17 protein-coding genes are annotated in these 14,241 nt (G+C 44.6%); 16 read left to right on the top strand and 1 reads right to left on the bottom strand.

What is annotated here, in order from left to right; all coding sequences use genetic code 11:
- From xerD to lysA, 15 genes are all read left to right on the top strand, one after another.
- Positions 1 to 891 carry a site-specific tyrosine recombinase XerD gene (gene xerD, locus V6D42_RS03485; protein ID WP_333512376.1) on the top strand — a complete coding sequence of 297 codons (891 nt, stop codon included), beginning with the start codon at positions 1 to 3 and terminating at the stop codon, positions 889 to 891.
- A 160-nt stretch (positions 892 to 1,051) separates the two neighbouring features.
- Positions 1,052 to 2,236 (top strand): phosphopentomutase, encoded by a 1,185-nt coding sequence (gene deoB / locus V6D42_RS03490; RefSeq protein ID WP_333512377.1) that lies wholly within the window; start codon positions 1,052 to 1,054, stop codon positions 2,234 to 2,236.
- A 12-nt stretch (positions 2,237 to 2,248) separates the two neighbouring features.
- Positions 2,249 to 3,064: a purine nucleoside phosphorylase I, inosine and guanosine-specific gene (locus V6D42_RS03495; protein WP_029441353.1), complete on the top strand. Its 816-nt coding sequence runs from the start codon at positions 2,249 to 2,251 to the stop codon at positions 3,062 to 3,064.
- A gap of 155 nt (positions 3,065 to 3,219) precedes the next feature.
- Complete coding sequence (locus tag V6D42_RS03500) at positions 3,220 to 4,389, top strand: D-alanyl-D-alanine carboxypeptidase family protein (RefSeq protein WP_333512378.1); 1,170 nt, start codon at positions 3,220 to 3,222, stop codon at positions 4,387 to 4,389.
- A 95-nt stretch (positions 4,390 to 4,484) separates the two neighbouring features.
- Positions 4,485 to 4,838, top strand: coding sequence for an anti-sigma F factor antagonist (gene spoIIAA, locus V6D42_RS03505; RefSeq protein WP_333512379.1), 354 nt, complete (start codon positions 4,485 to 4,487; stop codon positions 4,836 to 4,838).
- Entirely contained in the window at positions 4,835 to 5,275 is a 441-nt protein-coding gene (gene spoIIAB / locus V6D42_RS03510) for an anti-sigma F factor (protein ID WP_010334803.1), read from the top strand. The genes spoIIAA and spoIIAB overlap by 4 nt, the downstream gene beginning before the upstream one ends.
- A gap of 11 nt (positions 5,276 to 5,286) precedes the next feature.
- On the top strand, positions 5,287 to 6,054 hold the full coding sequence (gene sigF / locus V6D42_RS03515; protein ID WP_010334802.1) for an RNA polymerase sporulation sigma factor SigF: 768 nt from the start codon (positions 5,287 to 5,289) through the stop codon (positions 6,052 to 6,054).
- Positions 6,055 to 6,181: 127 nt separating this feature from the next.
- Positions 6,182 to 6,802 (top strand): stage V sporulation protein SpoVAA, encoded by a 621-nt coding sequence (spoVAA, locus tag V6D42_RS03520; RefSeq protein WP_229147001.1) that lies wholly within the window; start codon positions 6,182 to 6,184, stop codon positions 6,800 to 6,802.
- Positions 6,792 to 7,217, top strand: a complete 426-nt coding sequence (gene spoVAB, locus V6D42_RS03525) for a stage V sporulation protein SpoVAB (RefSeq protein ID WP_010334800.1) — start codon at positions 6,792 to 6,794, stop codon at positions 7,215 to 7,217. The genes spoVAA and spoVAB overlap by 11 nt, the downstream gene beginning before the upstream one ends.
- A 12-nt stretch (positions 7,218 to 7,229) precedes the next feature.
- The gene (gene spoVAC / locus V6D42_RS03530; RefSeq protein ID WP_010334799.1) at positions 7,230 to 7,682 is read left to right on the top strand and encodes a stage V sporulation protein AC; all 453 of its coding nucleotides are present in this window, start codon (positions 7,230 to 7,232) and stop codon (positions 7,680 to 7,682) included.
- 12 nt (positions 7,683 to 7,694) lie between these two features.
- On the top strand, positions 7,695 to 8,711 hold the full coding sequence (gene spoVAD / locus V6D42_RS03535; RefSeq protein ID WP_010334798.1) for a stage V sporulation protein AD: 1,017 nt from the start codon (positions 7,695 to 7,697) through the stop codon (positions 8,709 to 8,711).
- On the top strand, positions 8,712 to 9,062 hold the full coding sequence (gene spoVAE, locus V6D42_RS03540) for a stage V sporulation protein AE (RefSeq protein WP_003230467.1): 351 nt from the start codon (positions 8,712 to 8,714) through the stop codon (positions 9,060 to 9,062).
- 7 nt (positions 9,063 to 9,069) lie between these two features.
- Positions 9,070 to 9,687 carry a stage V sporulation protein AE gene (locus V6D42_RS03545; RefSeq protein WP_333512380.1) on the top strand — a complete coding sequence of 206 codons (618 nt, stop codon included), beginning with the start codon at positions 9,070 to 9,072 and terminating at the stop codon, positions 9,685 to 9,687.
- The gene (gene spoVAF, locus V6D42_RS03550) at positions 9,632 to 11,119 is read left to right on the top strand and encodes a spore germination protein SpoVAF (protein ID WP_010334796.1); all 1,488 of its coding nucleotides are present in this window, start codon (positions 9,632 to 9,634) and stop codon (positions 11,117 to 11,119) included. Before V6D42_RS03545 ends, spoVAF begins: the two co-directional genes overlap by 56 nt.
- A 106-nt stretch (positions 11,120 to 11,225) precedes the next feature.
- The gene (gene lysA / locus V6D42_RS03555; RefSeq protein WP_333512579.1) at positions 11,226 to 12,545 is read left to right on the top strand and encodes a diaminopimelate decarboxylase; all 1,320 of its coding nucleotides are present in this window, start codon (positions 11,226 to 11,228) and stop codon (positions 12,543 to 12,545) included.
- A 26-nt stretch (positions 12,546 to 12,571) separates the two neighbouring features.
- Here lysA and V6D42_RS03560 read toward each other — a convergent pair whose 3' ends face one another.
- Entirely contained in the window at positions 12,572 to 13,444 is an 873-nt protein-coding gene (locus tag V6D42_RS03560) for a DUF1002 domain-containing protein (protein WP_326129891.1), read from the bottom strand.
- A gap of 259 nt (positions 13,445 to 13,703) precedes the next feature.
- Here V6D42_RS03560 and V6D42_RS03565 point away from each other — a divergent pair, with 259 nt between their 5' ends.
- The gene (locus V6D42_RS03565; protein ID WP_003223931.1) at positions 13,704 to 14,135 is read left to right on the top strand and encodes a peptidylprolyl isomerase; all 432 of its coding nucleotides are present in this window, start codon (positions 13,704 to 13,706) and stop codon (positions 14,133 to 14,135) included.
- The last annotated feature ends 106 nt before the right edge of the window (positions 14,136 to 14,241 follow it).

Genomic DNA, 14,241 nt, shown 5'->3' on the forward strand with positions numbered 1-14,241 from the left:
GTGAAAGATCAAATAAAGGATTTCATCCACTACGTCATGGTAGAGAGAGGGCTTTCTCAAAATACGGTCGTATCCTATGAGCGTGACTTGAAAAGCTATTCTCTTTATTTAACAGAAACCCTTCATGTCAACAATTGGAACGATGCGACCCGTATACATATTATCCAATATTTGAAGCACTTGAAGGAGTCGGGGAAATCCGGAAAGACTTCAGCGCGGCATTTAGCATCGATTCGCTCTTTTCATCAATTTTTGCTTAGGGAAAAGGTGACGGACAAAGACCCTTCCGTACATATCGAAACACAAAAAACGGAACGGGTGCTTCCAAAGGTGCTGGCGCTGAACGAGGTTGAGCGGCTATTGGACACGCCTAAGCTTACGAGCCCTATGGGCTATCGGGATAAAGCAATGCTGGAGCTCCTTTATGCCACAGGTATCCGAGTCAGTGAAATGATTGAATTGAAAACGACGGATGTCCATTTGTCAATGGGATTTGTCCGTTGCTTCGGAAAAGGGAGGAAAGAGCGGATTGTGCCGATCGGTGAAACCGCTGCTTCTGCTATTGAAGAATATATGACGAAAGCCCGCGGGAAACTGCTAAAGAACAAAGTGTCTGACGCTCTCTTTTTAAATCATCACGGAAAGCAGATCAGCCGCCAGGGGTTTTGGAAAAATCTGAAGAAAATCGCGCTCGAAGCCGGAATCAAAAAAGAGCTCACCCCGCATACACTCAGGCATTCCTTTGCAACGCATTTGCTTGAAAACGGGGCTGATTTAAGAGCGGTGCAGGAAATGCTGGGCCATGCGGATATATCTACCACGCAAATCTATACGCATGTGACGAAAACAAGGCTGAAGGATGTGTACAAGCAGTACCATCCGCGTGCCTAGCCGCAGCAGGCTGCGGCTTTTTTCTTTAGGACCGACAGAAAATAATGAAGTTTCTCATTATTTTCAAATGCATTGTCAACGGGAATGAAAACGGTTTATACTTGAGTTGTCAGACCTCTAGGAGATACAATAGACGTATAGAAAAAAAGGAGGCTTTAGGATGCCTGCATACAAATATAATCGTGTGTTTTTAATCGTAATGGATTCAGTCGGAATTGGCGAAGCGCCAGATGCCGCCGACTTTAATGACGTAGGCGCCAATACGCTCGGGCATATTGCTGAGCACATGAACGGACTACATATGCCGAATATGGCAAAACTCGGCCTTGGTCTTATTGGTGATATCAAGGGCGTTGAAAAAACAGAACAGCCGCTCGCGTACTATGGAAAAATGCAAGAAGCGTCAAACGGCAAAGATACAATGACAGGCCATTGGGAGATCATGGGCTTATACATTGATAAACCGTTTAAAGTGTTCCCGGAAGGCTTTCCTGATGAGCTGCTTCAGGAGCTGGAAAAAAGATCGGGCCGCAAAATTATCGGAAACAAGCCGGCTTCTGGCACAGCTATTTTGGATGAACTCGGTGAAGAGCATATGGAGACAGGCGCTTTAATTGTGTACACTTCAGCTGACTCTGTACTGCAAATTGCCGCTCACGAAGAAGTCGTTCCGCTTGAAGAACTGTACAGCATTTGTGAAACGGCGAGAGAACTGACGCTTGATCCGAAATATATGGTAGGCCGCATAATCGCACGGCCGTTCGTGGGCGAGCCGGGACATTTCAAACGGACGCCAAACCGCCACGACTATGCGCTTAAGCCGTTTGACCGCACTGTAATGAATGAATTGAAAGACAGCGGCTTAGATGTCATTTCAATCGGAAAAATCTCTGATATTTATGATGGTGAAGGAATTACGTCTTCCCGCAGAACGGTATCCAATATGGACGGAATGGACAAAGTGGTTGACACGCTCGGAGAAGACTTTACGGGTCTGAGCTTTGCAAACCTTGTTGATTTTGACGCCTTATACGGCCATCGCCGTGATCCGGAAGGCTACGGACGAGCGCTTGAAGAATTTGATGCTCGTCTTCCGGAAGTATTCGAAAAAATGAAAGAAGATGATCTGCTAATCATTACAGCCGACCACGGCAATGATCCGATTCATCACGGAACAGACCATACACGCGAGTATGTGCCGATTCTTGCATACAGCAAAAAACATAAGAAAGCGCAAATACTGCCGCTTGCAGATACATTTGCTGATATCGGTGCAACCATCGCGGATAATTTCCAAACAAAAAAACCGAAATATGGTAAAAGCTTTTTATCTTTATTACAATAGGGGGACTGTTTCTTGAAAGACAGAATCGAACGCGCAGCCGCTTTTATTAAGCAAAACTTGCCTGAATCACCAAAGATCGGCCTTATTCTAGGCTCAGGTCTTGGTATTTTGGCTGATGAAATCGAAAATCCTGTTAAGTTAAAATATGAGGATATCCCGGAATTCCCGGTATCAACGGTTGAGGGACACGCCGGACAGCTAGTGCTTGGCACACTTGAGGGAGTTAGTGTCATCGCCATGCAGGGCCGCTTTCATTTCTATGAAGGCTATTCAATGGAAAAAGTCACTTTTCCTGTTCGCGTCATGAAAGCGCTTGGTGTTGAGGCTTTGATCGTGACAAATGCGGCAGGGGGCGTAAACACTGAGTTCCGTGCGGGAGACTTAATGATCATTACAGACCACATCAACTTTATGGGGACAAACCCATTAATCGGGCCAAACGAAGCAGACTTCGGCGCCAGATTTCCTGATATGTCGTCAGCCTATGATAAAGATCTTTCCAGCCTGGCTGAAAAAATGGCGAAAGACCTTAACATTCCAATTCAAAAAGGTGTGTATACTGCTGTGACAGGTCCTTCCTACGAAACACCGGCAGAAGTGCGCTTTTTAAGAACGATGGGCTCTGATGCAGTCGGCATGTCTACCGTACCGGAAGTAATTGTGGCAAACCATGCGGGTCTCCGTGTACTCGGCATTTCCTGCATTTCAAACGCAGCAGCCGGAATTTTGGATCAGCCTTTATCTCACGATGAAGTCATGGAAGTGACAGAAAAGGTGAAAGCCGGATTCTTGCAGCTTGTGAAAGCGGTAGTTGCTAAGTACGAATAAAAATGAAGTCCAAAAAAGATAAGAAGACAGCTGTTTCTAATTGAAACAGCTGTTTTTTTATGTCGAAAAAGTCCCGAAACATTTTCCAACAGTGGTGTATAAAACCATTCAGCTTGGAAAAAATAAAAAGGATTATGAAATGGAGGGCTTTTGAGATGAAACGTCTTTTATCCACTTTGTTGATTGGTATGATGCTGCTTACTTTTGCACCGTCCGCATTTGCAAAACAAGACGGAAAACATACATCGGAGCTTGCTCATGAAGCCAAGTCTGCGGTGCTGATAGAACGTGATACTGGTAAAGTGCTTTACAACAAGAACAGCCGTGAGAGACTGGCGCCTGCAAGTATGACAAAAATTATGACGATGCTTTTAATCATGGAAGCCTTAGACGAAGGAAAAATCAAAATGAGTGATAAGGTCCGTACGAGCGAACATGCGGCTTCAATGGGCGGATCACAGATTTTTCTTGAACCCGGGGAAGAAATGACTGTTAAAGAAATGCTTAAGGGAATTGCGATCGCATCTGGAAATGACGCATCTGTAGCGATGGCAGAATTTATTTCAGGCTCCGAGGATGAATTTGTGAAAAAAATGAACAAAAAAGCGAAAGAGCTGGGATTAAAAGATACATCCTTTAAAAACCCGACCGGCTTGACCGAGGAAGGGCATTACAGCTCGGCTTATGACATGGCAATTATGGCTAAGGAATTATTGAAATATGAATCAATCACCAAGTTTACAGGTACGTATGAGGATTATTTACGTGAAAACACAGATAAAAAGTTTTGGTTAGTGAATACAAATCGGCTTATCAAATTTTATCCTGGTGTAGATGGCGTAAAAACCGGCTATACAGGAGAAGCGAAATACTGCCTGACTGCTTCGGCTAAAAAAGGGAACATGCGGGCGATTGCCGTTGTATTCGGGGCAAGCACGCCAAAGGAAAGAAATGCGCAAGTTACAAAGATGCTTGATTATGCTTTTAGCCAATATGAGACACATCCTTTATACAAGCGAAATGAAACGGTAGCAAAAGCAAAGGTCAAAAAAGGGAAACAAAAAGTGATAGAACTCACCACTTCTGAGCCGATTTCCGTATTGACGAAAAAAGGCGAGGATATGAAACATGTGAAAAAAGAAATTAAAATGAACAACAATGTAAGCGCTCCGGTTCAAAAAGGCCAAGAGCTTGGCACGCTGGTGCTGAAAAAGGATGGAAACGTGCTTGCAGAAAGTCCTGTCGTTGCTAAAGATGATATGGAAAAAGCCGGATACTTAACGTTTTTAAAAAGGGCGATGGGAGATTGGACAAAATTTAAGTAATTATGCCGAATGATCACTAGTTTTGTCATGGTGAAGGAATTCATTCCCCCGAAATCGAAACACTCATTATCCGATCATATCAAGGAGGAATGAGCATGAGCCTTGGAATTGACATGCATGTCAAAGAATCAGTGCTTTGTATTCGATTAACAGGCGAACTCGATCACCATACGGCTGAAACGCTGAAACAAAAAGTAACGGAATCATTGGAAAAGGATGATATTCGTCATATCGTGCTGAATCTGGAGGACCTTTCCTTTATGGACAGCTCGGGGCTTGGCGTTATTTTAGGCAGATACAAACAAATTAAGCAAATTGGCGGGGAAATGGTCGTTTGCACCATCTCTCCGGCAGTGAAACGGCTGTTTGATATGTCTGGCCTGTTTAAAATTATTCGCTTTGAACAATCTGAGCAGCAGGCACTGCTCACACTAGGGGTGGCATCATGAAAAATGAAATGCACCTTGAATTTTCCGCCCTCAGCCAAAATGAATCGTTTGCGCGTGTGACAGTTGCTTCATTTATCGCACAGCTTGACCCGACCATGGATGAACTCACCGAGATCAAAACTGTGGTGTCAGAAGCGGTGACGAACGCCATCATCCATGGTTATGAAGAAAATGGCGATGGAAAAGTATATATTTCGGTGACGCTGGAAGATCATGTCGTATATATGACCATCCGTGATGAAGGGCTCGGCATTACAGATCTGGAAGAAGCCCGCCAGCCTTTATTCACGACAAAGCCTGAGCTGGAGCGTTCTGGAATGGGCTTTACCATTATGGAAAACTTCATGGATGATGTCAGTATCGATTCATCACCCGAAATGGGGACGACGATTCGCTTAACAAAGCACTTATCAAAAAGCAAAGCGCTTTGTAATTAAGGAGATTTGTTATGGATGTGGAGGTTAAGAAAAACGGTAAGAACGCTCAGCTGAAGGACCATGAAGTAAAAGAATTAATCAAACAGAGCCAAGATGGCGACCAGCAGGCAAGAGACCTCCTCATAGAAAAAAACATGCGTCTTGTTTGGTCTGTCGTACAGCGGTTTTTAAACAGAGGATATGAGCCTGATGACCTCTTTCAGATTGGCTGCATCGGGCTGTTAAAATCTGTTGATAAATTTGATTTAACCTATGATGTGCGGTTCTCGACATATGCAGTGCCAATGATTATCGGCGAAATCCAGCGTTTTATCCGTGATGACGGAACTGTCAAGGTGTCAAGATCATTAAAAGAGCTTGGCAACAAAATCCGCCGAGCGAAAGATGAACTTTCAAAAACACTGGGCAGGGTGCCGACCGTACAGGAAATCGCCGAACATTTGGAAATTGAAGCTGAAGATGTCGTGCTTGCCCAAGAGGCAGTAAGAGCTCCGTCTTCGATTCATGAGACAGTTTATGAAAATGACGGAGATCCAATTACCCTTCTTGACCAAATCGCTGATCACTCAGAAGAGAAATGGTTTGACAAAATTGCGCTGAAAGAGGCTATAAGCGATTTAGAAGAAAGAGAAAAATTGATCGTCTATCTTCGGTATTATAAAGATCAGACGCAATCAGAAGTTGCTGAGCGGCTGGGGATATCCCAGGTGCAGGTATCCAGGCTTGAAAAGAAAATATTAAAGCAGATCAAGGTTCAAATGGATCATACGGAAAGCTAGTCTGTCACTGCAGGCTGGCTTTTTGTTTTGCGAAAGTGTGGTAATTTATGGTCTTTTCAAGCGGATGAATGAGAACAAAATCGAACCACATACTACATATATAACCACCGAAAGATGGTGATCAATGATGGAACGACGACTATTTATCAGGCTTCGCCACCGAGTTTTGGCACATCCGGGGGATATTATAACGGTCGGGGATGCCGCGCAAATAGAAGGGCAGCATCAGCTGAAAAAGAAACTCTCGGCTATGCCGCTTTATCAGGTGAGCGAAAAAGATAAAAATATCGTAATTCTGGATATCATAAAAGTGCTCAAAGCCATTCATCAGCAGGATCCCACACTTGATGTTCAAACTGTGGGCGGAGCTGAAACCATTGTTGAAATTCAATATCAGAAACGGCACATATCAACTGTTCTTTTTATTGGTGTCTGGCTGCTGCTGTTTATCGGATCGTGCCTTGCCATCATGAATTTCCATGAGGATGTCAGCATGGGGGATGTTCATATTGCGCTGTATGAAATCATAACCGGAGAGCGGAATGACTATCCATATTTACTTCAAATCCCTTACAGCATCGGTTTGGGACTGGGGATGATCGTGTTTTTTAACCACATTTTTAAAAAGCGCCTTAATGAAGAGCCCAGCCCGCTGGAGGTTGAAATGTTTAACTATCAGCTTGATCTCGATCAATATGTGGCCATGCATGAAAATGAAGAAACAATAAAGGACCTGCATGATCGTTAGTGTATTGTTCATCATTTTTGTCGGGCTCGGCGGAGGCATCACGGTCGGGGCAGGTTTCGTGGCTTTTTTAACCGTGATGGGAATCATTCCGCGTCTGATGCAGCTCACCAAAACGATGAGATTTGTTCAAGCTTATGAAGCGGCTGTTATTCTCGGTGCGGTTTGCGGGGGATGGGAAACACTGCATATGCACCATCTCTTTTTATCAAAATGGCTTGCCGTACCAGTCGGGCTGTTGGCCGGAGTATTTGTCGGGATGCTTGCAGCCGCGTTGACAGAAGTGTTAAATGTCCTGCCGATCTTGGCTAAACGAATCGGCCTCAGAAGTAAAATCATTATTCTATTAATGGCCATTGTCATTGGAAAAATCGCGGGATCTTTATTTCATTGGCTGTATTTTATTCATCATCCATAAGGAGGTTTCAATATGACAAACATAAAAGAAAACTACAAATCAAAAGTAAAAACATATCAGCCAAAGCCGCCTTACGTATGGAACTGTGTAAAAGCCTTTCTTGTAGGCGGTTTGATTTGCATGATCGGGCAAGGTCTGCAGAATTTTTATATCCATTTTTTTAATTTTAACGAAAAAACGGCAGGAAACCCTACAGCAGCGACGCTGATTCTATTGTCAGCATTGCTTACCGGCTTAGGTATTTATGACAGAATCGGCCAGTTTGCAGGCGCAGGATCAGCTGTACCTGTCACCGGCTTTGCCAACAGTATGGCAAGCGCGGCTCTTGAGTATAAAAGCGAAGGTTTAGTATTGGGAGTAGCGACAAACATGTTTAAACTGGCGGGAAACGTCATCGTATTCGGTGTTGTGGCTGCTTACATCGTCGGAATGATTCGGTTTGCTTTTGAGAAACTGATGTCATAGGAGGAGAAAGAAATGAAATTAACAGGAAAGCAAACCTGGGTGTTTGAGCATCCCTTATTTGTCAATGCAGCGGGAACAGCAGTAGGGCCTAAGGAAAAAGACGGTCCGCTCGGGTCTTTATATGATAAAACCTATGACGACATGCACTGTAATCAAAAAAGCTGGGAAATGGCTGAAAGGCAGCTAATGGAGGACGCCATTAATACGGCGCTGCAAAAAAACAATTTGAAAAAAGATGATATTGATCTTTTGCTTGCAGGCGATCTGTTGAATCAAAATGTCACAGCCAACTATGTGGCAAGGCATCTAAAAATTCCGTTTCTTTGCATGTTTGGCGCATGCTCAACATCAATGGAAACAGTTGCTGTTGCATCTGCCTTAGTCGACGGCGGATTTGCAAATCGGGCGATTGCTGCTACAAGCAGTCACAATGCCACGGCCGAAAGACAGTTCCGCTATCCGACGGAATACGGCGGGCAAAAACCGGATACTGCGACATCTACTGTAACTGGAAGCGGTGCGGTTGTCATCAGTCAAACACCAAGCGATATTCAAATTACAAGTGCAACTGTAGGGAAGGTGGCTGACTTAGGTATTACCGACCCGTTTGATATGGGATCAGCCATGGCTCCTGCTGCTGCTGATACCATTAAACAGCACTTTCAAGACATGAACCGCACAGCAGACGACTACGATCTGATCCTGACAGGAGACCTTTCCGGCGTCGGATCTCCTATTGTGAAAGATATCTTGAAAGAAGAGGGATATCCGGTCGGCACTAAACATGATGATTGCGGGCTTCTAATTTATACACCTGACCAGCAGGTGTTTGCCGGAGGAAGCGGATGCGCTTGTTCCGCGGTTGTAACCTACTCACATATTTTCAAGCAGCTACAAGAAGGAAAATTAAACCGTGTTTTCGTAGTAGCAACCGGGGCGCTGTTAAGTCCGACCATGATCCAGCAAAAACAAACCATTCCGACCATCGCACACGGGGTTGTATTTGAACGCGCAGGAGGTGCATCTTAAGTGGACTATCTTTTGGCTTTTGTTTGCGGAGGCGCTATTTGTATTGTCGGGCAGCTGCTGCTGGACATATTTAAATTGACGCCTGCCCACGTTATGACATCCTTTGTCGTCATCGGGGCGATTTTAGATGGATTTGGCATTTACGATAAATTTATTGAGTTTGCTGGAGGAGGCGCCACGGTTCCGATTGTCAGCTTTGGACACAGCCTTCTGCACGGTGCCATGCACCAAGCGCATATACACGGATTTATCGGAATCGGTATGGGGATATTCGAGCTGACATCTGCCGGTATCTCAGCAGCCATTCTATTCGCCTTTATCGTTGCTGTTATTTTTAAACCGAAAGGATAATGCCTAGATGACGACAAAACGCAAGGTCATTCTGGTAACAGACGGAGATGTGTATGCCGCTAAAACAATTGAATACGCCGCAAGAAGAGTTGGAGGGAGATGTATTTCTCAATCAAAAGGCAATCCCTCCACCCGCAGCGGTGCCGAGCTTGTCAGGCTGATTACATCAGCGCCGTATGACCCTGTATTTGTCATGTTTGACGACTCCGGCCTTCAAGGAGAGGGACCGGGAGAAACCGCTCTGACCTATGTGGCCACCCATCCGGCAATTGAAGTGCTCGGTGTGATTGCGGTAGCGTCTAAAACCCATCAGGCTGAGTGGACCAGGGTTGACGTAAGCATTGACCGCAATGGAGAGATAACAGAATACGGCGTGGATAAAATCGGAGAGAGGGAATTTGATGAACACAGAATGAACGGGGATACGGTTTATTGCCTTGATAAACTTGATCTGCCGCTTATCGTCGGTATCGGGGATATTGGCAAAATGGGCAGGAAAGACGATATCTCGAAAGGGTCGCCAATCACCATGAAAGCGGTCGAGTTTATTTTAGAAAGGAGCGGGTATCATGCCGGACAAAAAGGAAGAGAAAATCCGGGTTTACCGGAATCCAGACAAAAATGAAGCTTATTTTAAAAATCGCGTCGGAATGGGTATCAGCTATGATGTAGGTGTACGCAAGCTTACCATTTTAGACAGAGAAGTTCAGCTGTACTATTTGAATGGATTATGTGACACTGCCTTTATCATTCACTTAATGAGAGAGCTTGTTGCGATTAACAACCGGACAGGAAAAGAGGACCCTGAAGAGCTGGTCGATATCGTTGAAAACAGGCTGCTCAACGCTCAGGTCGAAAAAGTAAAAACGCTGGATGAAACCACGGACCAAGTGCTGTCCGGGTTAGTCGCAGTCATTGTCGAAGATGCAGGATTTGCTTTTATCATAGATGTCAGAAGCTATCCGGGAAGAAATCCGGAAGAACCGGATACGGAAAAGGTCGTCAGGGGGGCCAGAGACGGATTTGTTGAAAATATCGTCGTCAATACAGCGCTTCTCAGAAGACGGATCAGGGACGAACGCCTTCGTGTCAAAATGACAAAGGTTGGCGAGCGTTCAAAAACGGATTTGAGCATTTGTTATATAGAAGACATTGCAGATCCGGATCTGGTTGATATCGTGGAAAAAGAAATTGCCGCCATTGATGTAGACGGATTAACAATGGCAGACAAAACAGTCGAAGAGTTTATTATCAAACAAAGCTACAACCCGTTTCCGCTCGTCCGTTATACAGAAAGGCCCGATGTGGCGGCCAATCATGTACTTGAAGGCCATGTCGTGATTATAGTAGATACATCGCCGAGTGTAATTATAACGCCGACAACCTTATTCCATCATGTTCAGCATGCTGAGGAATACAGACAGGCTCCTTCTGTGGGAACCTTCTTAAGATGGGTGCGATTTTTCGGCATTCTTGCTTCTACTTTATTTCTTCCCATCTGGTTCCTCTTTGTTCTTCAACCGGAACTGCTGCCAGAGAATCTAAAATTTATCGGATTGAATAAAGATATGCACATCCCGATCATTCTGCAGATTTTCTTAGCTGATTTAGGAATTGAGTTTCTCAGAATGGCGGCTATTCACACACCAACCGCTTTATCTACCGCAATGGGATTAATTGCCGCGGTTCTAATCGGGCAAATTGCCATTGATGTGGGGCTGTTCTCTCCTGAAGTCATACTGTATGTCTCGCTTGCCGCTATCGGAACCTTTACAACACCAAGCTATGAATTAAGTCTGGCAAATAAAATGGCCCGTCTTACACTTATGATATTAGTGGCGCTCTTTCATGTAAAAGGGCTCGTTATAGGATTTACTGTACTAATTATTGCCATGGCCAGCATAAAATCCCTTCAAACTCCATACTTATGGCCGCTCATTCCGTTTAACGGAAAGGCGCTGTGGCAGGTGCTGATTCGCACGGCGAAACCTGGTGCGAATGTAAGACCAAGCATTGTTCACCCAAGAAATCGCTTAAGGCAGCCTACCAATTCATAATCGCATTGAAACTGGCTGAAGAGTATGATAATGTATGTCTTAATTATGAAAGGACGGTCCATAAAGCTGTCCTTTTCACCCATAAGCGGAGAAAGAGGGAATGACATTGTTCTTACACGGCACTAGCAGACAAAATCAACATGGGCATTTGGAAATTGGAGGTGTGGACGCTCTCTATTTAGCTGAAACATACGGCACGCCTCTTTACGTATATGATGTGGCTTTAATACGTGAGCGTGCTAAAAGCTTTAAGCAGGCATTTACAACTGCAGGGCTGACAGCGCAGGTCGCGTATGCGAGCAAGGCATTCTCTTCTGTTGCGATGATTCAGCTTGCTGAGGAAGAAGGGCTTTCCTTAGATGTCGTGTCTGGAGGAGAACTTTACACAGCTGTTGCAGCGGGATTCCCGGCGGAGCGCATCCACTTTCACGGAAATAACAAAAGCAGGGAAGAACTGAGAATGGCACTTGAACACCGTATCGGCTGCATTGTGGTTGATAATTTCTATGAAATCTCGCTTCTTGAAGACCTGTGCAAAGAAACTGGCTACTCAATCGATGTTCTCCTGCGGATCACCCCCGGGGTAGAAGCACATACGCATGACTACATTACAACGGGACAGGAAGATTCAAAGTTTGGTTTTGACCTTCATAACGGACAAACTGAACAGGCGATTGAACAGGTTTTACAGTCAGAACACATTCAACTGTTGGGGGTTCATTGCCATATCGGTTCACAAATTTTTGATACAGCCGGTTTCGTGCTAGCGGCAGAAAAAATCTTCAAGAAACTTGACGAATGGAGAGAATCTTACTCATTTGTTTCAAAGGTACTGAACCTTGGGGGCGGTTTTGGCATTCGTTACACGGAAGAAGATGAACCGCTTCATCCCACTGAATATGTAGAAAAAATTATCGAAGCTGTCAAAACTAATGCAGCCCGCTATGGATTTGACATACCGGAAATTTGGATCGAACCGGGCCGCTCGCTTGTAGGAGACGCAGGGACAACACTTTATACAGTCGGTTCCCAAAAAGAAGTGCCGGGTGTCCGGCAGTATGTAGCTGTTGACGGAGGAATGAACGACAATATCCGTCCGGCTCTTTATCAGGCAAAATATGAAGCCGTTACAGCTAACCGTATCGGAGAAGCGCACGATAAAACGGTATCGATTGCCGGCAAATGCTGTGAAAGCGGAGATATGCTCATTTGGGATATTGACCTGCCGGAAGTAAAAGAAGGAGATCTGCTGGCTGTTTTTTGTACAGGTGCGTATGGCTACAGCATGGCCAATAATTATAATAGAATTCCAAGGCCGGCCGTTGTATTTGTAGAAAACGGAGAGGCACATTTAGTCGTAAAACGAGAAACGTACGAGGATGTTGTGAAACTGGATCTGCCATTTAAAACGAGTGTGAAGCAATAAAAAAGCGCCGGAAATTCGGCGCTTTTTTATTTGAATATAGAAACAATCGCATTCCAGATGGAAACGAAGAAATCAATGACTTTCTGGATAAAGTTCTTGCCTTCATCCGAGTCTAAAAATTTACTAATCTTATCTTTCGCTTTATCAAGCTGGTCACCGACCTGTCCCCAGTCGATATCAACATTTTTCATTTTATTGAACAAGGATACAAGCTGATCCTTTTGGCTGTCTGTCAGTGTGACGTTTAAATCGGAAGCCGCATCATCTACTTTTTTCTCAATATCGGCTTTATTGTCAGGCACACCGTTTTTAGCAAACTCTTCTTTTATTTTTGCAATCAGCGCAGCCGCATTTTCGTCACCGATCTTGTCACCAAGCTCTGAGGTCGTCACAAGCTCTTGGTTGGCGACTTGCTTAACGTCTTCAGAAATCGCTTCGTCAGAAGAAACTTCATATGCTTTAATCAAGCCTGTCAAAGCCGCAGTACCGGACACTTCAAACGGAGCGGTAACATAAACCTTCGCGTCCTTAACGCCGGCTGTCATCAAGGCATTGAGGTACATTTCATCCGTAATGCCGCTGATATTATGTGTCTCAACATTCAATCCAGAGCCTTTTTTGGCAATGGTAATAGACGATGACGAAATCGCTCTTGAGCCAATTTGCGCGCTCGGTATATATTTTCCTAAATATTCGTGTTCTTCCTTATTGGTCACGGTTACGGTTGTGGCATTATCAGGGACATTCATTTCATCAAGCACTTTTTGCTTATTTGATTCTGACAAATCTGCGCCAAGCGTCACGATGACATCTCCGACTGCGGCATCCGCGAGACTGACTTTCGGAATCGTCAGCAGCAAAACGGCCGCTGCCAGCATTCCAATCCATATTTTTTTCAAAGCAGTTGACCTCCTTCATTTCACAAGCAACAGTTAAAAGCTGCTTTGCGAGGACCTGAATCATGATGAAAAATACAGTTCCGATAGGTTAGACGGAAATAGAGAGGTTCAGGTTTCATTTTTATTTTGGAGAAAAGCCGGGAGAGTCGTTTTCCCAAAAAAGGTGTGGTATAATAGCCGCGACAAGGAGAGACAAGCCATAATAGATGATACATAAATCTCTCCTTTGAAAATTAAAACAAAGAAAGTGGGCATACAATTGAAAACAGGTTACTTTTTATTAGAAGACGGCAACAAAATTGAATTTGAACTTTATCCGGAAGCAGCACCGGGTACAGTTGCAAACTTTGAAAAGCTTGCAAACGAAGGATTTTACGACGGCCTTACATTCCACCGAGTCATTCCAGGCTTCGTCAGCCAAGGCGGATGCCCGCACGGTACTGGCACAGGCGGTCCCGGATACACAATCAAATGTGAAACAGAAGGAAACCCGCACACACATGAAGCGGGCGCACTCTCTATGGCACACGCAGGAAAAGATACTGGCGGCAGCCAATTTTTCATCGTCCATGAGCCACAGCCTCATTTAAACGGTGTTCACACAGTATTCGGCAAAGTAACAAGCGGTTTAGAATTCGCGAAAAACATGTCTAACGGTGACGTGATGAAAGAAGTTCGCGTAGAAGGCTAATAGGCAGACAGCAAGCTCCCCGATATGAGGGAGCTTTTTCTTTTCGCTTACAGCCTGATCTGGTTGTGACAGGAAACAAACAGACGTTTTCAAGGGTACCGGGATT

The organism is Bacillus sp. 0909A (assembly GCF_036765115.1).
Lineage (GTDB): Bacteria > Bacillota > Bacilli > Bacillales > Bacillaceae > Bacillus > Bacillus mojavensis.

Bases quoted from the DNA above. Each gene is read 5' to 3' on its own strand.
- spoIIAB (WP_010334803.1), top strand. From the start codon at position 4,835: ATGAAAAATGAAATGCACCTTGAATTTTCCGCCCTCAGCCAAAATGAA.
- spoVAC (WP_010334799.1), top strand. From the start codon at position 7,230: ATGACAAACATAAAAGAAAACTACAAATCAAAAGTAAAAACATATCAG.
- V6D42_RS03545 (WP_333512380.1), top strand. From the start codon at position 9,070: ATGACGACAAAACGCAAGGTCATTCTGGTAACAGACGGAGATGTGTAT.
- spoVAB (WP_010334800.1), top strand. From the start codon at position 6,792: ATGATCGTTAGTGTATTGTTCATCATTTTTGTCGGGCTCGGCGGAGGC.
- spoVAD (WP_010334798.1), top strand. From the start codon at position 7,695: ATGAAATTAACAGGAAAGCAAACCTGGGTGTTTGAGCATCCCTTATTT.
- spoIIAA (WP_333512379.1), top strand. From the start codon at position 4,485: ATGAGCCTTGGAATTGACATGCATGTCAAAGAATCAGTGCTTTGTATT.
- V6D42_RS03500 (WP_333512378.1), top strand. From the start codon at position 3,220: ATGAAACGTCTTTTATCCACTTTGTTGATTGGTATGATGCTGCTTACT.
- sigF (WP_010334802.1), top strand. From the start codon at position 5,287: ATGGATGTGGAGGTTAAGAAAAACGGTAAGAACGCTCAGCTGAAGGAC.
- spoVAF (WP_010334796.1), top strand. From the start codon at position 9,632: ATGCCGGACAAAAAGGAAGAGAAAATCCGGGTTTACCGGAATCCAGAC.
- spoVAA (WP_229147001.1), top strand. From the start codon at position 6,182: ATGGAACGACGACTATTTATCAGGCTTCGCCACCGAGTTTTGGCACAT.
- deoB (WP_333512377.1), top strand. From the start codon at position 1,052: ATGCCTGCATACAAATATAATCGTGTGTTTTTAATCGTAATGGATTCA.